The 19,273-nt window shown below is 67.1% G+C and carries 19 protein-coding genes; 7 read left to right on the top strand and 12 right to left on the bottom strand.

The genetic code is table 11. The features are described from left to right. The 6 genes from NJG22_RS11335 to NJG22_RS11360 all read right to left on the bottom strand — a co-directional run bounded on the left by NJG22_RS11335 (position 1) and on the right by NJG22_RS11360 (position 6,327). Positions 1–2,391 (bottom strand): TonB-dependent receptor, encoded by a 2,391-nt coding sequence (locus NJG22_RS11335; RefSeq protein WP_253094593.1) that lies wholly within the window; start codon positions 2,389–2,391, stop codon positions 1–3. Positions 2,392–2,591: 200 nt separating this feature from the next. Then, complete coding sequence (locus NJG22_RS11340) at positions 2,592–3,563, bottom strand: FecR domain-containing protein (RefSeq protein ID WP_253094594.1); 972 nt, start codon at positions 3,561–3,563, stop codon at positions 2,592–2,594. Further along, the gene (locus NJG22_RS11345; protein WP_253094596.1) at positions 3,560–4,132 is read right to left on the bottom strand and encodes a sigma-70 family RNA polymerase sigma factor; all 573 of its coding nucleotides are present in this window, start codon (positions 4,130–4,132) and stop codon (positions 3,560–3,562) included. Before NJG22_RS11345 ends, NJG22_RS11340 begins: the two co-directional genes overlap by 4 nt. Before the next feature lie 4 nt (positions 4,133–4,136). Then, entirely contained in the window at positions 4,137–4,463 is a 327-nt protein-coding gene (locus tag NJG22_RS11350; protein WP_253094598.1) for a DUF3325 domain-containing protein, read from the bottom strand. Beyond that, positions 4,457–6,025, bottom strand: coding sequence for a PepSY-associated TM helix domain-containing protein (locus NJG22_RS11355; RefSeq protein WP_253094600.1), 1,569 nt, complete (start codon positions 6,023–6,025; stop codon positions 4,457–4,459). The genes NJG22_RS11350 and NJG22_RS11355 overlap by 7 nt, the downstream gene beginning before the upstream one ends. After that, positions 6,022–6,327, bottom strand: coding sequence for a DUF3649 domain-containing protein (locus NJG22_RS11360; protein WP_253094602.1), 306 nt, complete (start codon positions 6,325–6,327; stop codon positions 6,022–6,024). Before NJG22_RS11360 ends, NJG22_RS11355 begins: the two co-directional genes overlap by 4 nt. Before the next feature lie 182 nt (positions 6,328–6,509). Here NJG22_RS11360 and NJG22_RS11365 point away from each other — a divergent pair, with 182 nt between their 5' ends. From NJG22_RS11365 to NJG22_RS11385, 5 genes are all read left to right on the top strand, one after another. Continuing rightward, positions 6,510–7,004: a sigma-70 family RNA polymerase sigma factor gene (locus NJG22_RS11365; RefSeq protein ID WP_217852879.1), complete on the top strand. Its 495-nt coding sequence runs from the start codon at positions 6,510–6,512 to the stop codon at positions 7,002–7,004. Then, positions 7,001–7,930: a FecR family protein gene (locus NJG22_RS11370; protein ID WP_253094604.1), complete on the top strand. Its 930-nt coding sequence runs from the start codon at positions 7,001–7,003 to the stop codon at positions 7,928–7,930. The genes NJG22_RS11365 and NJG22_RS11370 overlap by 4 nt, the downstream gene beginning before the upstream one ends. A 201-nt stretch (positions 7,931–8,131) precedes the next feature. Continuing rightward, positions 8,132–10,435 carry a TonB-dependent Fe(3+) dicitrate receptor FecA gene (fecA, locus tag NJG22_RS11375; RefSeq protein ID WP_253094606.1) on the top strand — a complete coding sequence of 768 codons (2,304 nt, stop codon included), beginning with the start codon at positions 8,132–8,134 and terminating at the stop codon, positions 10,433–10,435. A 177-nt stretch (positions 10,436–10,612) separates the two neighbouring features. Beyond that, positions 10,613–10,960: an HPF/RaiA family ribosome-associated protein gene (locus tag NJG22_RS11380; RefSeq protein ID WP_253094608.1), complete on the top strand. Its 348-nt coding sequence runs from the start codon at positions 10,613–10,615 to the stop codon at positions 10,958–10,960. Between the two features lie 130 nt (positions 10,961–11,090). Next, entirely contained in the window at positions 11,091–11,390 is a 300-nt protein-coding gene (locus NJG22_RS11385) for a DUF3509 domain-containing protein (RefSeq protein WP_253094609.1), read from the top strand. Positions 11,391–11,393: 3 nt separating this feature from the next. Here NJG22_RS11385 and NJG22_RS11390 read toward each other — a convergent pair whose 3' ends face one another. Then, complete coding sequence (locus NJG22_RS11390) at positions 11,394–11,864, bottom strand: phosphate-starvation-inducible PsiE family protein (protein ID WP_031315617.1); 471 nt, start codon at positions 11,862–11,864, stop codon at positions 11,394–11,396. A 220-nt stretch (positions 11,865–12,084) separates the two neighbouring features. Here NJG22_RS11390 and NJG22_RS11395 point away from each other — a divergent pair, with 220 nt between their 5' ends. Continuing rightward, positions 12,085–12,348 carry a YebG family protein gene (locus NJG22_RS11395; RefSeq protein WP_217852871.1) on the top strand — a complete coding sequence of 88 codons (264 nt, stop codon included), beginning with the start codon at positions 12,085–12,087 and terminating at the stop codon, positions 12,346–12,348. An 81-nt stretch (positions 12,349–12,429) separates the two neighbouring features. On the opposite strand, the gene NJG22_RS11400 is transcribed toward NJG22_RS11395, so the two are convergent. Next, positions 12,430–13,449 (bottom strand): Glu/Leu/Phe/Val dehydrogenase dimerization domain-containing protein, encoded by a 1,020-nt coding sequence (locus NJG22_RS11400; protein ID WP_217852869.1) that lies wholly within the window; start codon positions 13,447–13,449, stop codon positions 12,430–12,432. Positions 13,450–13,572: 123 nt separating this feature from the next. On the opposite strand from NJG22_RS11400, the gene NJG22_RS11405 reads away from it, so the two are divergent. Then, entirely contained in the window at positions 13,573–14,379 is an 807-nt protein-coding gene (locus NJG22_RS11405; RefSeq protein ID WP_253094610.1) for a tetratricopeptide repeat protein, read from the top strand. Here NJG22_RS11405 and NJG22_RS11410 read toward each other — a convergent pair. The 4 genes from NJG22_RS11410 to hmgA all read right to left on the bottom strand — a co-directional run bounded on the left by NJG22_RS11410 (position 14,368) and on the right by hmgA (position 19,134). Then, positions 14,368–15,717, bottom strand: a complete 1,350-nt coding sequence (locus NJG22_RS11410) for an aromatic acid/H+ symport family MFS transporter (protein ID WP_253094611.1) — start codon at positions 15,715–15,717, stop codon at positions 14,368–14,370. The two genes, NJG22_RS11405 and NJG22_RS11410, sit on opposite strands and share 12 nt — an antisense overlap. Positions 15,718–15,893: 176 nt before the next feature. Further along, positions 15,894–16,523 carry a maleylacetoacetate isomerase gene (gene maiA, locus NJG22_RS11415; RefSeq protein ID WP_253094612.1) on the bottom strand — a complete coding sequence of 210 codons (630 nt, stop codon included), beginning with the start codon at positions 16,521–16,523 and terminating at the stop codon, positions 15,894–15,896. Between the two features lie 13 nt (positions 16,524–16,536). Beyond that, complete coding sequence (fahA, locus tag NJG22_RS11420; RefSeq protein WP_253094613.1) at positions 16,537–17,829, bottom strand: fumarylacetoacetase; 1,293 nt, start codon at positions 17,827–17,829, stop codon at positions 16,537–16,539. Positions 17,830–17,832: 3 nt separating this feature from the next. Then, positions 17,833–19,134, bottom strand: coding sequence for a homogentisate 1,2-dioxygenase (hmgA, locus tag NJG22_RS11425; protein WP_253094614.1), 1,302 nt, complete (start codon positions 19,132–19,134; stop codon positions 17,833–17,835). Positions 19,135–19,273 lie beyond the last annotated feature (139 nt).

Here is a 19,273-nt window from a genome sequence, read left to right on the forward strand (position 1 = left end):
CTAAAACTCGAAGGTACTCGACAGGCTCACCTGCCGCGCATCGCCGATCGCCACGAAATACCGATTCACCGCCGAGCTGTAGTACACCTTGTCGAACAGGTTCTTCACATTCAGCTGCAAACGCACCTTGTGCTCGTCGAGCTGGGTCTCGTAGCTGGCGAAGGCGTCGGCAACGGTATAGGCCGGCAGGTCGAAGTCGTTGGTCGCATTCCCCGCCCGCTCCCCTACATAACGGGCACCCGCCCCCAGGCGCAGTCGATCACCGCCGAACAAACTGCCGTAGTCGTACACCGCCGACAGCGAGCCGCTGTGGCGGGCGACGTTCTGCAAGCGGTTGCCTTTCAGGTCCGGGTCCTGGGTCACCTGGGCATCGGTGAACGCATAGGCGCCGATCAGGCTCCAGCGCTCGCTGAGCTGGCCGGCCAGGTCCAGCTCGAGGCCACGGGAGCTGACCTCGCCGGCATTGCTGTACAAGGTTTCGCCCGTGCGGCTGTCGAAGTTGGACACCAGCACATTACGCTTGGTGATGTCGAACAGCGCCAGCGTACCGGAGAGCCGCCCAGGCATGTCGAGCTTGGCCCCCAGTTCCCAGGACTTGCCCTCTTCCGGGGCAATCGACGAGTCCAGCACCCGCCCGCCGGTCAATGGCGCGATGCTGGAGTTGGGCTTGAACGACTCGCTGTAGCTGCCATAGAACGACAGCTGCTCGTCCACCTTGTACACGACCCCCGCATGGGGCACCGAAGCACGATCACGGGTATCGGTGTTGGCGCTGAACGGGCGACCGCGGCCAGCGTATTGGTCGTACTGCTGCAAGCGTGCCCCCCCCACCAGGATCCAGTGCTCGTCCAGGTGCAGGGCATCCTGGAAGAACAGCGCGTCGGTACGCAGCTTGTCGGTCTGGTCGCTGTCGCTGGCGCGCACGGCGCTGCCTTCGATTTCGCGGCCGTACACCGGGTCGAGGTAGCTGAAGGTCGAGCGGCTGGCCTGGCGGATCAGGTCGGCGCGGTAGACCTTGCGGTCCTCATGGTCGACCCCCACCAGCAGGTCGTGCTGCAGCCCCGCCAGTTGCACGCTGCCGTTGAGGCTGAAGGTGGCGAACTGGTCGCGGCTCATGGCGCCGTGGGTGCCGTCGATGCTGCGGGTAAGGGTGCCACGGGCGTCGTTGACGCCCGTCACGCGCACCTGGCTGGCATCGTAGGTTTCACGGTTGAAGCTGTAGCCGACGTGCAGTTTCCAGTCGTCGGCGAGCTGGTGATCGACCTCCAGGCGGTACAGGTCGGAGCGCCCTTGCATGTCGTTGAACGGCTCGTCCAGGCGGCGCGTGGCGGGGATGTCCAGCGGGTGGTTGGTGCGGTTGCTGATGGCCGTGCCACGGTCGAACGGCGAGAGGAATTCGCGGTGCTCGTAGGCCAGCACCACTTGCGTGTCCTCGCCGTACCAGGCCAGCGACGGCGCCAGCAGCGACTCGCGGTGCACGCCATAGTTGCGCCAGTAGTCTTCGTCCTCATGGTCGACGATCAGCCGGTAGGCGAACGGGCTGTCGCCCAGCGACCCGGTGCTGTCGAAGCCGCCACCGCTGCCGTTCTTGCCACTGCCGTAGGTCGAGCCCCGTAGGGTGAGGGCGTTGTACTGCTGCAATTGCGGGCGCTTGCTGACCACGTTGATCACCCCGCCTGGGTCCTGGATGCCATACAACAGCGACGCCGGGCCCTTGAGCACTTCCACCCGCTCGCTGCTGGCATTGAGCGCGCGGCCCTGCACCAGCGGCATGCCGTCGCGCATGATCGAGCCGTCGCGGTTGTCACCGAAGCCGCGCTTCATCACGGTGTCGGCGGTGCCACCGAAGTTGTTGCCCTGGGTGATGCCGCTGACGTTGTACAGGGCGTCGTCCAGGTTGCGTGGCGCCTGGTCGCGGATCACCTGGGCCGGCACCACGTTGATCGCCTGGGGAATCTCCAGGGTCGAACCCTGGCCACGCATGATCGAGGCGCTGGCCGGCGGCTGGTAGCTGTAGTCATCCATCTGCGAGTTGATGGTGGTGGCCTGCAGGTTCAGCGCGCCGGACGTGTCGATGGGCTCCAGGGTCAGGGTGCGGGGGTCGAGGCGGCGCCAGGCCAGGCCGGAATTGCCCAGCAGTTGCTGCAACGCCTGCTCGGCGCTGAACGAGCCATTGAGCGCCGGCGCCTGTTGCAGCGGCAGTTCCAGGGTGTAGACGACGCTTTGCCCGGTGGCCCGGCTGAAGGCGTTGAGCGCCTGGGCCAGCGGCTGGCTCGGCTGGGCGAAGGCATAGGCCTGGCGCTGCTCGGCCAGGGCCTGGGGGGCCAGGACCAGGACAGGCAAGGTGCAAAGGCCGAACCAGAGAGGGACGCAACGCGGGGTGAACTTCATGGACGCTGACCTGTGAGAGGGATGACCGTTTGCGAATGAATCGCACTTCCACTCACTACACGGATGCCGTGATGAAGTACCTCATCCCCTGCCCAACATTTTTTGCGCCACTGCGCGATCAGCGTACGAGCCGGCCTTGCCGGCGAACACCGGCACAGCCGGTGCCATCCACCGCGTCGCCTGCGTTTGGGGGCTGAATATCAGCGCAACACCGTCAGCCGCCCCAGCAGCGTCTGCCGCGAAAAGCCCAGCACCTTGCCCAGTGAATCCAGCGCCGCCAGCGGCTGGGCCACCGGAAAACTGCCACTGACCTTGCGCTGCGCCAACTCGCCATCGAGCAACAGGATCCGCCCAGGGTAGTAACGCCCCAGGTCCTCGACCACCTGCCCCAGCGGCACCTGGTAGTAATTCAACCACCCCTGGCGCCAGGCCAGCCGCCCTTCACTGTCCACCGCCTCGACAGCACCTGCCACACCCTCGGCATAGGCCAACTGCTGGTTGGCGGTCAGCTCCCGGGCCTGCTGCCCTGCGGCCGCCGTCACCGCCACCCGACCGCTGCGCACGGTCACCTGGGCCCCGGCGCCCCGCTCGCGCACCGCGAACTGCGTCCCCAGCACCCGCACCTCACCGCCAGCGGCCTCGACCAGGAACGGCTGCCCGGTATGGGTCACGTCGAAGAACGCCGCGCCCCTGAGCAGCCGCACCCGCCGCTCGCCATGGTCGAAGTCCACGGCCACCGCGCTGCCGGCATCCAGGGTCAGCTGCGAGCGATCCGCCAGGGTCACCTGGCGCACCTGTTCAGCGCTGCTGTAGTCGGCGCGCAGGTCCTGCAGCCAGGCCTGTGGATGCCAACCCGCCACGCTGCCCAGCCCAAGCACCAGGCAAGCCGCAACCGCGAAACGCCGCCAATGCCTGGGGCGACGGGGACGCCGCATCGCCTCCAGGTACTGGCGCAGGCTGGCCTGCTCTTCGGCGGCCAGGCGCGCCGCCGGGGCTTCGCTCAGGCGCCACAGGGCCTCGGCCTGGGCATAGGCACGGCGATGAGCGGGGTCCTCCAGCAGCCAGCGCTTGAACGCCGCGCCATGCGCTTGCTCGCCCTGCTGGTTGATGCGCCCCAGCCAACCCAGGGCGGCGCGGGACTGTTCGGCAGTGATCGGCGGCTCAACACTCATCGACGGGCACTCCCTGGCCGGCGCAGTGGGGACGCGGGCTCGGCGACACTCGCCTTGCACGCTTCGAGGGCGCGCATCATATGCTTTTCCACCGCGCTCTGGGACAGCTGCATGGCCCGGGCGATCTCGCCGTAGGTACAGCCGTGGATACGGTTGAGCAGGAAGATCTGCCGGGTACGCTCGGGCAAGGCGCGCAACGCCGACTCGATGCGTTGCAGGTCGTGGGCAACTTCCAGCGCCTGCTCGGGCGCCTGGCTGCCGGGCTCATCGTCGTTGCCATGCAGGCCTTCGGTGGCACGATCACGCGAACCTTCGCTGCGCAGGTAATCGATGGCCAGGTTGCCGGCGCTGCGCAGCAGGTAGGTGTCGAGGGCCTCGACCTTGACCTCGGGGCGGCGCCAGAAGCGCAGGAACAGATCCTGAACCAGGTCCGAGGCGGTGGCTCGGCACCCGATGCGCCGGCTCACCAGCGCCTCCATGCGCGCCCGCTGGGCCAGGAACACCTGGACGAAGCGCGCCCGGCCGGCGTTGTCGGCCTCGGCGTCGATCACCTCTCCCGGCTCGCTCAAGCGGTCACAGCGCCAGCAAGGCCAGCAGCGGCCCGAGCAGCAGGCTCGCCGCCGCCAACCCCAGCAACAGGCGAGGTCGATACGGCAGGCCGAACACCCACAGGGTGACCCCGGCCATCAACACGGCGCTCCACTGCACCAACCCCAACGCCCAACCGCGCCCTTGCACGGCCAATACCAACGACAACAGCAGCAAGGCCCAGCCAGCCGCGCGCAAGGCACGCAACTGAACCGCCGTTGGCTTGCGCCCGAGCAGCTCGTTGAAATGCTTTTCCATCGCCAGGCACAGCCCGGCAAAACCGGCGAAACCGATCAGGGCGACACTCAGCATCCGCTCGCCTCCACAGTTTTTGCGGCGCGCGGCGCCCGCTTGACCACCGGCTTGGGCGCGCGCAGCATCTTGCCGGCGGCCCAGGCCAGGAACAGCCCGGTGCCCAACGCGGTCAGGTCGAAACCGGCCATGGCCCAATCGCCCACGGCGATGGCGTGGTTCAGGCCCTGCCCGGTGGTCAGCGCGTTGAGCACGGGCAACAGCGCGAATGCCAGCGCGCCCAGCGCCAGTTGTTCACCCCAGGCGCGGCGCCCAGGGCGCAGCAGCGCATGCAGCAACGACAGCCCCCAGGCCAGGAAGAACCCGTTGATCTCCCAGTCGGCGCGCCCAGCCTGGGTCGCCGGTAGCAAACGGTTGACCCAGAAGAACGCCGCCACGGCCAGCATCAGGCCGCTCATGCTGGCAATATTGAGCACCTCCACCAGGCGCAGCTCGCCCGGCATGCGTGCGCTCTTGGCGTGCTTGAGCTGGCGCTTGCCCAGCCACATCACCAGGCCCGTGCCGATCACCGCGGTGCCGGCCACGCCAAAGACGAAGTACAGCCAGCGCAACCAGGGCCCGGCGAAGTTGCCCATGTGCAGGCCGACGAAAGTGAACGAGGTCAACATCGCCGCGCTTTCCGCCGCGCCCTGGGTGAGCAGCGCGCCGCTGGCGCCGTCGAAGGTCCAGTTGGCGCTGCGCCGGTAGGCCACGCTGTCGGACGACGCGCGGTTGAAGGTGACGCGGGCGTTGCGGTCGCCGGGATTCTGCACCTGGATGAAGCCCAGCCGCGCGCCCGGCGCCTGGGCCTGCAACTTGCCGTACAGCTCGGCCAACGGCACCACCGGCGCGGCCTGGGCCGCCGCCTTGGGTACCTGGTCGCGGCCGAACACATCGCTGAAGTAGCGGTTGCTGTCGCCATAGCTGGCCATGATGCTGGCCGGCATCACCATGTACATGAAGATCACCAGGCTGCTGTAGCTGATCATCAAGTGGAACGGCAGCACCAGCACGCCGATGGCGTTGTGCCCGTCGAGCCAGGAGCGCTGGCCCTTGCCTGGGCGGAAGGTGAAGAACTCCTTGAAGATCTTCTTGTGGGTGATGATCCCGGTCACCAGCCCGAGCAGCATGATGAACGCGCAGAAGGTCGCCAGCCAGCGGCCCCAGGGGTGGGGCATCTGCAGTTGGAAGTGGAAGCGATAGAAGAACTCGCCGCCGCGGCTGTCGCGGGCCTCGACTTCCTGGCCGCTGCGCGCATCCAGCGTCTTGCTGACGAAGCCCCGTCGCCCGCCGGCCTCGGGGTCGCGCCAGCCGACGCTCAACGCCGCCTCGCGCTCGCTGGGCAGGCGGATGAACCAGCCGCTGGCGTGCCCGGCGTTGGCCTCCAGGTAGCGTTGCGCCGCCGTCAGGCTGGCCGCGGGATCGAGCGCGTGGCTGCGGATTTCCGGTTGGGTCCAGTGGCTGATCTCGTCCTTGAAGTACGACAGCGTCCCGGTCAGGAAGATCGCGAACAGCAGCCAGCCGAAGATCAGGCCGGTCCAGGTGTGCAACCAGGCCATCGCCTGGCGGAAGCCCTCTTTCATGGCTGTTTCATCCAGTAGGCCAGGCCGTTGATCGCCCCCAGCAGCACGCTCGGCAGCAGCACCCCCAGCCAGGCGCGCCAGGCGCTGCGGCAGGCGAAGCACCAGAGGAAGGCCAGCAGGTAGAACACGAACGACAGCATCATGCCGGTCATGGTCGCGTCCACCGGGCTCATGGGCGCCAGCAGGGTGATGCAGACACTGGCCATGGACGCCAGCAGGTACCCGCCCAGCAGCGCGGCCAGGCTGCGTGAGGTCACGGCCAGGCGATAGCTCAGGGGAAGGCCGGTGGCTTTGCGGTTCATGGCGAAAGTCCGAGGAATGGGGCTGCAATAGTAATGATTTCAATTCTCATAAGCAAAACCCCGTCGACCTGCCGGAGCGCAACCCCCCTGGCGTCGCCAGCAATTGCCGAACAGCGGCCGCATGAATACAATGCGAACAATTCTTACTTCCAGTTGCGCTAACCAGCGCCGGAGTCGCATCGGTGCCCAGCGCCCTCTCTTCCACCGTCGAAGGCCTCTATGTCGCCCACCACAGCTGGTTGACCGGCTGGCTGCGCCGGCGCCTGGGCTGCCCGCAGAGCGCCGCCGACCTGGCCCAGGACACCTACGTGCGCCTGCTCCAGGCCCGCGAGGCGCCACAACTGATCGAGCCCCGCGCGTTCCTCGCCACCGTGGCCAAGCGCGTGCTGTGCAACCACTTGCGCCGCCAGGAACTGGAGCGCGCCTACCTCGAGGCCCTGGCCCAGGTGCCCGAGCAACTGGCGCCGAGCGAAGAGGACAAGGCGATCATCTTCGCCACCCTGCTTGAACTCGACCGCCTGCTCGACGGCCTGGCGCCGCTGGTCAAGCGCGCCTTCCTGCTGGCCCAGGTCGATGGCCTGGGCCAGGGCGAGATCGCCCGTGAGCTGGGCATCTCGCTGGCCACCGTCAAGCGCTACCTGAACAAGGCAGCCCTGCGCTGCTACTTCGCCCTGTGAACACCCGCTTCTCGCCACAGATCGCCGAGCAGGCGGTGCACTGGCTGATCGAATCCCAAGGCGAGGCCTTCGACCAGCAGCAGCGCCAGGCCCTGGAGCGCTGGCTGCAGGCCGACAGCGAGCACCAGCGCGCCTGGGCGCATATCCAGCAGGTCAACCAGCGCCTGCGCGGGGTCGCCTCGCCGGTGGTGCACGCCACCTTGCAGGCACCGCCCTCGCCGGCCCGGCGCCGGGCGCTCAAGGCCCTGCTGCTGGTGGGCGTGGCCAGCGCCACCGGGCTGGGCCTGCAACAACACAATCCACTGCCCGGGCTGATGGCCGACTACCGTAGCCCGGTGGGCCAACGCCGACGCCTGAGCCTCGAGGACGGCAGCCAGTTGCACCTGAACACCCGCAGCGCCGCCGACGTGCGCTTCGATACCCAACAGCGCCGGGTGCGCCTGCAGGAAGGCGAGTTGCTGCTGGACGTGGCCAAGGACCCACGCCCCCTCTTCCTGCGCACCGGCCAAGGCGAGCTGCACCTGGACAGCGGCCGGTTCGACGTGCGCCAGTTCGACGGTTTCAGCCTGGTATCGGTGTTCAGCGGCAGCGCCAGCCTGGGCGGACAGTCGTTGCTGGCCGGGCACCAGGCGCGCTTTGGCGCCGGCGGTTGGCAGGCCATCGCGCCGCTGGAGCCGAACCGCGCGGCGTGGGTGGACGGCATGCTGGTGGTGTCGCAGATGCGCCTGACGGACTTTCTCGCCGAGCTGTCGCGCTACCGCCTCGGGCAGCTCGCTTGCAGCGAGCGAGTGGCCGACTTGCGGATCTCCGGCTCGTATCCGCTGGAAGACAGCGAGCGGATCCTCGACCTGCTCGAAGTGGCGTTGCCGGTACGGGTGCGGCGCTTCACCCGCTACTGGGTCAACGTGGACGCCGCCACCAGTTGAAAAAACGCTGCCTCCCCCTGTAGGAAGCCAGCCTTGCTGGCGAACAGCCCCACGCACGGATCTCTGTGCTGGCCCGGTTCGCCAGCAAAGCTGGCTCCTACCGAGCGCGTGACGCGGAAAAATTTTTTCATCCGCCTGAGCCATTTGCCGACCCTCGCGTGACAGAGAAGGCAGAACCCCTTGTCACAGGACTTGCGCCACATGCACCCCAGCTCCCTCGCCTACGCCCTGATCCTCGCCGCGCCGTTCGCCCTGGCCGCTCCCCGCGACTACCACATCGCCCCCGGCACCCTGGAGCAGGCCCTGAACCAGTTCGGTCGCGAAAGCGGCGCGCTGATCTCGTTCAGCCCGGCCATCACCCAGGGCCTGAACAGCCCGGGCCTGGAGGGGCAATACGAAGTCGGCCAGGGCCTCGATACCCTGCTGCGTGGCAGCGGCCTGCAAGCCCGCCAGGAAACCGGCAACGCCTACAGCCTGCAACCGCAGCCCACTGGCGGCAACGGCGCCGCCGTCGAGCTGGGCGCCTCGACCGTGGTCGGCGACTGGCTGGGCGAGGCGCGCCAGGACAATGTCTTCGACCACCCCGGCGCCCGCGACGTGGTGCGCCGCGAAGACTTCGAGCGCAGCGGCGCCAGCAGCGCCCGCGAAGTGCTCAACCGCATCCCCGGGGTCAACGCCCCCGAGAACAACGGCACCGGCAGCCACGACCTGGCACTGAACTTCGGCATCCGCGGCCTCAACCCGCGCCTGGCCTCGCGCTCCACCGTGCTGATGGACGGCATCCCGGTGCCCTTCGCCCCCTACGGCCAGCCGCAGTTGTCGTTGGCGCCGATCAGCCTGGGCAACATGGACGCGGTGGACGTGGTGCGCGGCGGCGGCGCGGTACGCTATGGCCCGCAGAACGTCGGCGGCATCGTCAACTTCGTCACCCGCGCCATCCCCGAACAGGCCACCTTCAAGGCGGCGATGCAGAACCAGATCAGCCCATCGTCCAGCCAGGATGGCCTGAAGAACAGCGCCAACCTGCTGATCGGCGGCACCCACGCCAACGGCCTGGGCGGTGCCCTGCTCTACTCCGGCACCCGTGGCAGCGACTGGCGCGAGCACAGCGCCACGCAGATCGACGACCTGATGCTCAAGGGCAAGCTGCAACTGGACGAAGCCAACAGCCTGCACGCCATGACCCAGTACTACGAGGGCGAAGCCGAAATGCCTGGTGGCCTGAGCACGGCCGACTTCGACGCCGACCCGTACCAGTCGACCCGCCTGAAAGACAAGTTCTGGGGCCGCCGCACGCTGTTCAACTTCGGCTACGACTACAAGCAGGACGACCGCCAGTTCAGCGTCAACAGCTTCTTCACCAAGACCCTGCGCAGTGGTTACCTCGACCAGGGCAGCTTCGTCTCGCTGTCGCCGCGCGAGTACTGGGTGCGCGGCATCGAGACCCGCTTCTCGCAAGGCCTGGCCCTGGGCGACAGCTGGCACGAGCTGGGCATCGGCTACCGCTATGTCAACGAAGCCGGCCACGAGCTGCGCTACCGCGAGCCGAGCAACGCCAACCGGCTGCCCACCACCAACAGCCGCAACGACCGCGACACCCGCGGCAGCACCGAGGCCCACGCCCTCTACCTGGACGATCGCATCGACATTGGCCGCTGGACCATCACCCCGGGCGTGCGCTACGAGATGATCGACTCCGAGCAGAGCAACAAGCTCAGCGGCCAGCGCTACCAGGGCAGCTACAACACCGCGCTGCCGGCGCTGAACGTGCTGTACCACCTGACCGACAGCTGGAACCTGTACGCCAACACCGAAGGCTCGTTCGGCAGCGTGCAGTACAGCCAGATGCCCAACCGCGTCAGCAGCGGCGAAGTGAAGCCGGAGAAGGCGCGCACCTGGGAAGTCGGCACCCGCTATGACAATGGCGACCTGCAGGCCGAGATCGGCGCCTTCCTGATCAACTTCGACAACCAGTACGAAAGCAACCAGACCAACGACTCGGTGATCGCCCGCGGCGAAACCCGCCACCAGGGCATCGAGACCAGCGTGCGCTACGCCCTCGACGGCCTGAGCCCGGCCCTGGCCGGGTTCGACGTGCACGCCGGCTACGCCTTCGTCGATGCCAGCATCCGCGAGGATGGGCCGAACAAGGGCAACCAGGTGCCGTTCTCGTCGCGCCACAAGGGCACCCTGGGGCTCGGCTACACCCAGGGCCCCTGGCAGTTGAACCTGGACAGCAGCTTCCAGAGCAGCCAGTACGCCGACAACGCCAACACCGCCAGCGAGAGCGCCGACGGCAGCACCGGGCGCATCCCTGGCTACATGCTGGTCAGCACCCGCGCCGGCTACGACTTCGGCCCGCAGCTTTCGAACTTGAAGGTGGCGGTGGGGGTGAAGAACCTGTTCAACCGCGAGTACTACACCCGCTCGTTCGACGACAACAACAAGGGCAAGTACGTGGGGGAACCTCGCACTTTATACCTGCAAACCTCGGTCGAGTTCTGATCGACGACAAGAAAAGCCCGGCGATCGCCGGGCTTTTTGCAACAGGAAATTTTTCTTCGACAGGGGCTTGAATTCGGTGCGCCGATGCCTGACCTTAGAGTCAAGAGGCGCAGAAAACCCAACGCCCTCAGTGGCCTAGGCACGCCTCTGGCGAGCAAGCTGAATAAGGATTGAATCATGCAAATCCAGGTCAACAGCAGCAACCACATCGAAGGCAACATCCGTCTCGACCAATGGGTGCGCAGCACCCTGCAAAGCAGCCTCGAACGCTACGAGGACGACCTCACCCGCATCGAGGTCCACCTGCGCGACGAGAACGGCGCCAAGCCCGGCCCGCATGACAAACGCTGCCAGATGGAGGCTCGCCCCAAAGGCCACCAACCGATTTCCGTGACCCACACCGCCGCCTCGCTCGACCAGGCGGTCGACGGCGCCGCCAGCAAGCTGAGCCACGCCCTGGAACACTTCTACGGCAAGCTGCGCAGCAAGCGCGGCGCCCTGGAACTGAGTGATCCGGACGCCTGAGCCAAGCAGCTGTCACACACCAACGCCCGGCCTTGCGCCGGGCGTTTTCGCAACACGCCGATCAACGGACCTGAACCAACCTCGAACGCGTCCGGTCAATTTCTGCAGTCATTCAAGGCAGAACCCGACCATGAACAATCCTTTCGACCAGATCAGCGCCGCCTTCGCGCCTGAGTACCGCGTCAACCTCAGCATCGAGCGCCTGGACGGCAGCATCATGCTGACCCTGTCGGACGACAGCGGCGTGGTCGCCAAGCGCTTGATCAGCCAAGCCCAGCGCAACGATCCGGCGCGCCTTGGCCGGGTCATCGACAGCATCCGCCTGGGGCTGGCCATCGAGCTTGGCCAGAACCCCGTGCAAGTGCTGGCCGCAATGACCCGCAGCCAGTCCGACGAACGCCGCTTCCCCGCCGCCGGCCTGGCCAACTGAGGGTTACTTGCCCTCGTCCACTTCCTTGCCACTGGCATCCAGCGCCTTGGTCGACGGATAGCGGTACGAGGCGTAGCGCACCACCAGGATGGCGAAGGCCAGCAACAGGATGCCACCGCACACGTACAGCAAGCCGACATCCGGCGCCTTGTGGTGCGACACGTCGCCGATCAGCAACCGGGTCAGCGCGGTGATCGCCACGTACAGCAAGAAGCGGATCGGCATGTGGTTGGTCTTGAAGTAGATCCCCACCATCGCCCCCAGCTCCAGGTAGATGAACAGCAGCAGGATGTCGTCGACGCTGACCCCGCCCTTGCCCAGCATGTCCAGGAAAGTCACCACCGCCGCATAGGCGGTGATCGCGCCAATGCCGAACAGCGCCAGGTAGTGGAAGGCCTCCACGCACAGGTTGCCCAGCGAGTCGGCCGAGCCATGCAGGCCCTTGCGCAGTTTTTCTGCCCATTTGATGTTCACGATGTTCGATATCCCCGATACGGCTGAAGGTCTTGTGGCATGCAGTTAAAGGGCCAGGCCCTTGCCTTGGAAGGCGGCCGATTGCCGCAGGGCACCTGTGGGCTACGCTGTTTTTCAGCATAAAAGGCCATCATTGCGGTTGCAGGACGATGGCTTGTACCTGTACTGTATAAAAATACAGTTGTTAGCCAACCCAACCAAAAAGGCACAGAGGTGATGAATGGCCGTCGAAGTGGTGTACCGCAGCAGCCGCGATCCGGAGCGCCTGTTCATGGATAAGGCCGAAGCAGACCGTCACGACAAGATGCTCGAGCTGGCCGAGCGCCTGGCCGAGGTGCTGCACAAGGCGGTGCCGTCGCTGAGCGAGCAGCAGGTCGAGGAGGCCGGTATCTACATGGCCAAGAACCGCGATGTCTTCGCCCGTGCGTTCAAGAGCCAGCCCGATGCACTGTCGGAGCTGCTCGAAGGCGCCGCGGCCGAGTAAATCGCCAAGCAAGCCCACTGCCACGCCCCGCGTTCATCGAGCCGACCAGCGTGGCAGCGGGCTTGCCCGGCGATTGGGCCATCAGCCATACAACAATCGTTCCGCCAGCATCTGCGCCACCCTGGCCGGCGAGCGCTTTTCCGCCTGGGCATGGGCGAATACCTCGGTCAGCCGCGTGGGGATCCGCGCCAGGTGCGCGGTGATGGTGCCCACGGCTTCCCCACGGTGGGTCAACGCCACATAGATCAACCCACCCGCGTTGATCACGTAGTCCGGCGCGTACAGGATCCCCCGGCTCTCCAACTGATCGGCCACCTGCAAGGTGGTCAACTGGTTGTTCGCCGAGCCCGCCACCGCCGCACAGCGTAATTGCATCACACTCTGGCCGTTCAACACCGGCCCCACGCCGCAGGGCGCGAAAATATCGCAGGGCGTGCTGACCAAGGCCTCATGGGCCACGGGCTGGGCATTGAACTGCTCCACCGCCAGGCGCACCTTGCCCGGGTCCAGGTCGCTGACCAGCAATTCGGCCCCCGCCGCATGCAACTGCTCAGCCAGCGCATAGCCGACATTCCCCAACCCCTGCACCGCCACCCGCAAGCCTTCCAGGTTGTCGCTGCCCAGGCGCGCCATCGACGTCGCGCGGATTCCGGCGAACACGCCCAGCGCCGCGTGGGGCGAAGGGTCGCCCGAGGCGGTGGTGCTGGTGACATGAGGGGTGGACTGGGCGATGCAGTCCATGTCGAGCGTCGAGGTGCCACTGTCCACGGCCGTGATGAAACGCCCTTGCAACGTGTCGACGAAGCGACCGAAGGCCTCGAACAGCGCCGCGCGGTTTTCCACATGCGGGTTGCGCACGATCACCGCCTTGCCGCCGCCCATCGGCAGCCCGGCCAGGGCGGCCTTGTAGCTCATGCCCTGGGCCAGGTGGATGGCATCGGTCATGGCGCTTTCGTCATCGGCATACGGCAGGTAGCGGCAGCCGCCCATGGCCGGGCCCAGCTGCTCGCTGTGGATCACCACCACCGCCTTCAGCCCCGTGGGCGGGTCGATGAACAGGTGCAATGATTGGGCACGGGTACTTTGCATGAGCGCGAACATCGACGGGCTCCCCCGACAGGTGCTGCTACCAGTATAAACAGGCCAGGCCCGCCCGCCGCGCCAGCGGACCACTGGACGAAAAGCCGCGCCAGGGCTACAAGTTAAGCGTGATGGAGAGGTCCCATGAACCCACGCCAAGCCTGCCTGGCCTGCCTGGAACGCGAGCCGGTCGCCCTGCTGGAAGCCGCCCTGTGGATCGCCGCCGAGCACGACCGCGAGGTCGAGCCCGCGCTCGGCCTGGCCCACCTGCACGCGCTGCAGCGCGAGGTCAGCGCCCAGTTGCCGATGCTGCCGCTCAACGAACTGGCCCAGCCGCTGCTGCGCCAGCTCAACGCCCTGGGCTTCCAGCAGGATGAGTACCACCCGCTGCGCCCACAAGCCGCGCTGATGGACAAGGTGCTGCAACGCCGGCGTGGACAACCGCTGCTGCTGGCCATTCTCGCCCTGGAGCTGGCACGGCGCCTGTCGATCCCGCTGGAGGGGGTCAACTTTCCCGGCCATTTCCTGTTGCGCGTGCCCGGCGCCGACCACCTGCTCGACCCCTGCGGCGGCCGTCGCCTGTACCCTGCCGATTGCCGCGAGCTGCTCGCCCGCCAGTTCGGCCCGCAGCTGCCGCTGAACGCCGAGCACCTGCGCGCGGCCACGCCCATGCAGATGCTCCAGCGCCTGTCGCGCAACCTGCGCCAATTGCACAGCAGCAACGACAACGACCTCGCCGCGCTGATCGACGCCGAGCGGGTGATGCAGCTGGGGCCGGTACAGGTCAACGACTACCTGGCCCGAGCCGCCCTGTACCAGCACCTGGACTGCCCCCAGGCCGAACGCTTCGACCTGGAGCACGCCCTGCTGCTCAGCGACGACCCGCTGCAGCGCCTCAAGCTCAGCGAACGCCTTGCCCAGTTGCCCAGCGGCAAACGCTCAATCCATTAGCGCCTGGCCCTTGACCACCACTTCGCGCGGCCGTGGCGCACGCACCTGGCTGACCAGCAGGGCGCCGAGCAGCGCCGGCACGGCGCAGAAGTAGAAAATCTGCTCCACCGGCATGTGCAAGGTCAGCAGCAGGCTGCCCAGCAGCGGCCCGAGGATCGAGCCGAAGCGCCCGACGCCCAGCGCCCACCCGGTGCCGGTGGCACGCACCTGGGCCGGGTAGAAGTTGCTGACGAAGGCATTGAGGGTCAGTTGCCCGCCGATGATGCAGAAGCCGGCGGCGAACACGCAGGGCACCAGCCAGCGCGGATCGTCGTGGTTCAACCCTACCAGCACGCTGAACAACGCCGCCCCCAGCAGCACGCCGGCCAACAGGCGCGCCTTGTTGGCCATGCGGTCGGCGCACCAGGCCATGCACACCGCGCCCAAGGTACCGGCGAACAGGAACAGCGAGGTGACCAGATTGGCCTGGTTCAACGCCAGGCCACTGTCCTGCAACAGCGACGGCAACCAGCTGATCATGAAATACAGCAGGATCAGGCTGACGAAGAAGGTGCTCCACAGCAGCAAGGTCGGCCGGGCGAAGCCACCCCGGAACAGCGCCACCACGGTCAGCTTGCTGCCCAGCGGTTCGTCGCTGCCAATCTGCGCGGTCGGCACCTGCCAGCCCGGCAACAGGCGGTCGGCGATGCGCAGCAACCGAGCATACGGCGGCGCATCGCGCAGCAGGCGCGACAGCGACTCGGGCAGCAACAGCAACAAGAACGGGAACAACAGCAAGGGCGCCACGCCGCCGGCGAGGAACACCGCCTGCCAGCCGTGCTGCTCGATGAAGCCGGCCGCGACGAAACCGCCCGCCGCGCCGCCCAGCGAGAAACCGCACGCCGCCAGGGTGACCATCAGGGTGCGCAGCCGTGGTGGTGCGTAGTCGGCCATCAGCGCCATGGCGCTGGGCATCGCGCCGCCCATGCCGATGCCGCAGAGAAAGCGCGCCAGCATCAGGCTGTCGAGGGAAGAGGCGAACACCATCAGCAGCGTCAGGCTGGCGTACAGCAGCACGCAGCACAGCAGCACCCGACGCACACCGAAGCGGTCGGCCAGGGGCGTCACCGCCAGCGAGCCAACGGTCAGGCCCAGCAGGTTGGCGCTGAACACCGGCCCGAAGGCGGCCTTTTCCAGGCCCCAGTCCTGGGCCAGCGCGGGGATCACATAGCCCAGCACCTGGGCGTCATAACCATCGGTGACCAACAGCAGGATCAACAGCAGCAGCAGGCGCCACTGGTAGGGTGACACCGGGCGCGCGTCGAGCGCCGCGCGAAAGCTGGCTATCTGGTTGTGCATCGCAAGGTACCTGTCTGTTGTTTTTATTGTTGTGCCGGGTTCGCCAGCAAGGCTGGCTCCTACACATCGCAACCTGCGAATCCCCGTAGGAGCCGGCGTTGCCGGCGAACACCGGCAGCGCCGGTGCCATCCACCGCGCCGCCGGGTTCGCCAGCAAGCTGGCCGCAACCTGCCGGTTAACTCGGCGTATCGGGCTGCCTGGCTGGGTGGGCCTTGGCAAAGGCCGGGTGCTGTTCGGCCAGGGCGGCCACGCGGCGAATGCGCGGGTAGCCATCCAGGTCGATGCCGAAACGCTCGGCCGCATACAGCTGCGGGATCAGGTAGACATCGGCCAGCCCTGGCGTGGCGCCGAAGCAGAAGCCCTCGGCGCCGATCAATTGCTCCACCGCCGCCAGGCCCTGGCCAATCCAGTGGCCGATCCACTGGTTGACCTGCTCCTCACCCTGCCCCAACTGGCGCAACTGGTTGAGCACGCTGACGTTGTGCAATGGATGGACATCGCAACCGATGATCGCCGCCACCCCACGCACCTGGGCCCGTGCCGCAAGGGCGCGGGGCAGCAGCGGGGTATCGGGGAAGGCCTCTTCGAGGTACTCGATGATCGCCGGCGACTGCACCAGCAGCTCGCCACTGTCCAGGCGCAAGGCCGGCACCCGCCCTTGCGGGTTGAGCGCCAGGTAGTCCTCGCCGCGCTGCTCGCCCTTGAGCAGGTTCACAGGCAGGGCCTGGTAATCCAGGCCCTTGAGTGCCAGGGCGATGCGTACCCGATACGACGAGGTGGAACGGTAGTAGGTGAACAGTTCCATCGCCCTGCCCTCCTCAGCTGGCGGCGACGACGGTGCCACGGCACTCGCCGAAGCCGATGCTGGCCACGCCGTCACGCACGCAACGGGCGCGCAGGATCAGCTCGTCGCCGTCCTCGAGGAACTTGCGCACCTCGCCGCTGGCCAGTTCCACCGGGTGCTTGCCGCCCTCGGTGATCTCCAGCAGGCTGCCGAACGAGCCCGGCGCCGCGCCCGACAGGGTGCCCGAGCCGAACAGGTCGCCCGGTTGCAGCTGGCAGCCGTTGACGCTGTGGTGGGCGACCATCTGTGCCACGGTCCAGTACATGCTGCGCGTGTTACTCAGCGTGAGCCGATGCGCCGGCAGGTTCTGCTCGCGCATGCGCGCGGTCAGCAACAGCACTTCCAGCTCGATATCGAAGGCGCCGCCAGCCTGGTCGCGCGGGTCCAGCAGGTACGACAGCGGCTGCGGGTCGCCTTCCGGGCGCGCCGGCTGGGCGCAGCGGAACGGCTCCAAGGCCTCGGCGGTCACCACCCACGGCGACACCGTGGTGATGAAGCTCTTGGACAGGAACGGACCCAGCGGCTGGTATTCCCAAGCCTGGATATCCCGCGCCGACCAGTCGTTGAGCAGGCAGTAGCCGGCCACGTGCTCGGCGGCGTCGCCGATCGCGATCGGCTGGCCCATCTCGTTGCCCTGGCCGATCCAGATGCCCAGCTCCAGCTCGTAGTCCAGGCGCGCGCAAGGACCGAAGCTCGGTTCGCTCTGCCCCGCCGGCAAGGTCTGGCCCTTGGGGCGGCGCACATCGGTGCCGGACGGACGGATGGTCGAGGCGCGGCCGTGGTAGCCGATCGGCACGTACTTGTAGTTGGGCAGCAGCGGGTTGTCCGGGCGGAACAGCTTGCCGACGTTCTTGGCGTGCTCGATGCCGACGTAGAAGTCGGTGTAGTCACCGATCTTCGCCGGCAGGTGCAGCTGGCACTCGGCGGCAGGATGCAGGGCGGCTTTGAGCGAGCTCTGGTGCTCGCTGCCCTCGCCCAGCAGCGCCAGCAGGCGCTCGCGCAGGGCCACGCGGGCCGTGCGGCCAAGGGCGAAGAAGGCGTTCAGCGCGCCACCGGCGGTGGCCTCGACGGCGGCCTTGGCCGCGCCATCGAACAGGCCCGCGGCCAGCACCGCCTCAAGGTCGAGGATGGACTCGCCGATGGCCACGCCGCAACGCGGGGCCTGGCCTGGCCGGCTGAAGATGCCCAGCGGCAGGTTCTGCAGCGGGAAGTCGCGGTGCCCGTTGGCGTGCTCGACCCAGCTACGGGCAATGGCGGTGTGGTTCATCGGTTATCTCCGGTTCGGGTTGAAGGTGCTCGGCAAGGTGGCCCAGCAACTATCGTAGTCGGCCTGCAATTGCGGGCTTTCGAGGGCCTGCAGGCTCGGGCGCAGCACCTGGCTGGTCTCGAACATGAAGGCCATGGTGTTGTCGATCTTGTGCGGCGCCAGGTCGGCGGCGATGGCCTTGTCGCAGGTCTCGGCGTCCGGGCCATGGGCGCTCATCACCCCGTGCAGCGAGGCGCCACCGGGCAGGAAGCCTTCGGCCTTGGCGTCGTAGGCACCCTGGATCAGGCCCATGAACTCGTTCATCAGGTTGCGGTGGAACCAAGGTGGACGGAAGGTGTTCTCGGCCACCATCCAGCGCGGCGGGAAGATCACGAAGTCCATGTTGGCCATGCCGTGCACGCTGGTCGGCGAGGTCAGCACGGTGAAGATCGACGGATCGGGATGGTCGAAGCTGACCGTGCCGATGGTGTTGAAACGGCGCAGGTCGTATTTGTACGGCACGTTGCTGCCGTGCCAGGCGACCACATCCAACGGCGAATGCTGCAGCTCGCAGCCCCAGTGTTCGCCCAGGAACTTCTGCACCAGCTGGACCGGGCCTGTGGCTTCTTCGTAATGCGCTACCGGGGTGAGGAAGTCCCGCGGGTTGGCCAGGCCGTTGCTGCCGATCGGGCCAAGGTCAGGGATACGCAGCGGCGCGCCGTGGTTCTCGGCGATATAGCCGCGGGCCTGGGCGTCGAGCAGCTCGACGCGGAACTTCATGCCGCGCGGAATCACCGCGATTTCCAGTGGCTCTACCTCGAGCACGCCCAGCTCGGTGGCGATGCGCAGGCGGCCCTGTTCGGGCACCAGCAACAGCTCGCCGTCGGCGTTGAAGAACACCCGCTCCATGGAGCGGTTGGCGCGGTAGATATAGATGCTCACCCCGACCGGTTTCTCGGCAGCCGAGTTGGCCACCATCGGCAGCCAGCCTTCGATGAAGTCGGTAGGCTCGGCCGGCATCGGCTGGGGGCTCCAGCGCAGGCGGTTGGGGTTGACCGGGCCCAGGGCGCCGTTCAGCGGCTGGCGCGCCAGGCGCTCGAAGCGCGGGTGCAGTGCCGAGGGGCGGATGCGGTACAGCCAGGTGCGGCGCAGTTCGCTGCGGGTCATGGTGAACGCGGTGCCCGACAGCAGCTCGGCATACAGCCCATAGGGCGCCTTCTGCGGCGAGTTCTGCCCCACCGGCAACGCGCCAGGCAGGGCTTCGCTGGCGAATTCGTTGCCGAAGCCGCTCAGGTACTGGAGTTCAAGGGATGTAGCGCGGGTCATCGGTGCCTCCGGGCTGCTGGAGCCGTTGCGGGCAGCTGGCTGCGTAGCCCGATCCTGAAACCGGCACCAAGGGCGGCAGCGCGTCTGCATTGTTTTTATCGTAATCAGATTACGAATAACGTAATTTGCTCCTACGCAG

The organism is Pseudomonas sp. VA159-2, assembly GCF_024126635.1.
GTDB classification, from domain to species: Bacteria; Pseudomonadota; Gammaproteobacteria; order Pseudomonadales; family Pseudomonadaceae; genus Aquipseudomonas; species Aquipseudomonas muyukensis.

Bases quoted from the DNA above. Each gene is read 5' to 3' on its own strand.
- NJG22_RS11335 (WP_253094593.1), bottom strand. From the start codon at position 2,391: ATGAAGTTCACCCCGCGTTGCGTCCCTCTCTGGTTCGGCCTTTGCACC.
- NJG22_RS11340 (WP_253094594.1), bottom strand. From the start codon at position 3,563: ATGAGTGTTGAGCCGCCGATCACTGCCGAACAGTCCCGCGCCGCCCTG.
- NJG22_RS11350 (WP_253094598.1), bottom strand. From the start codon at position 4,463: ATGCTGAGTGTCGCCCTGATCGGTTTCGCCGGTTTTGCCGGGCTGTGC.
- NJG22_RS11355 (WP_253094600.1), bottom strand. From the start codon at position 6,025: ATGAAAGAGGGCTTCCGCCAGGCGATGGCCTGGTTGCACACCTGGACC.
- NJG22_RS11360 (WP_253094602.1), bottom strand. From the start codon at position 6,327: ATGAACCGCAAAGCCACCGGCCTTCCCCTGAGCTATCGCCTGGCCGTG.
- fecA (WP_253094606.1), top strand. From the start codon at position 8,132: ATGCACCCCAGCTCCCTCGCCTACGCCCTGATCCTCGCCGCGCCGTTC.
- NJG22_RS11380 (WP_253094608.1), top strand. From the start codon at position 10,613: ATGCAAATCCAGGTCAACAGCAGCAACCACATCGAAGGCAACATCCGT.
- NJG22_RS11385 (WP_253094609.1), top strand. From the start codon at position 11,091: ATGAACAATCCTTTCGACCAGATCAGCGCCGCCTTCGCGCCTGAGTAC.
- NJG22_RS11395 (WP_217852871.1), top strand. From the start codon at position 12,085: ATGGCCGTCGAAGTGGTGTACCGCAGCAGCCGCGATCCGGAGCGCCTG.
- NJG22_RS11400 (WP_217852869.1), bottom strand. From the start codon at position 13,449: ATGTTCGCGCTCATGCAAAGTACCCGTGCCCAATCATTGCACCTGTTC.
- NJG22_RS11405 (WP_253094610.1), top strand. From the start codon at position 13,573: ATGAACCCACGCCAAGCCTGCCTGGCCTGCCTGGAACGCGAGCCGGTC.
- NJG22_RS11410 (WP_253094611.1), bottom strand. From the start codon at position 15,717: ATGCACAACCAGATAGCCAGCTTTCGCGCGGCGCTCGACGCGCGCCCG.
- maiA (WP_253094612.1), bottom strand. From the start codon at position 16,523: ATGGAACTGTTCACCTACTACCGTTCCACCTCGTCGTATCGGGTACGC.
- fahA (WP_253094613.1), bottom strand. From the start codon at position 17,829: ATGAACCACACCGCCATTGCCCGTAGCTGGGTCGAGCACGCCAACGGG.
- hmgA (WP_253094614.1), bottom strand. From the start codon at position 19,134: ATGACCCGCGCTACATCCCTTGAACTCCAGTACCTGAGCGGCTTCGGC.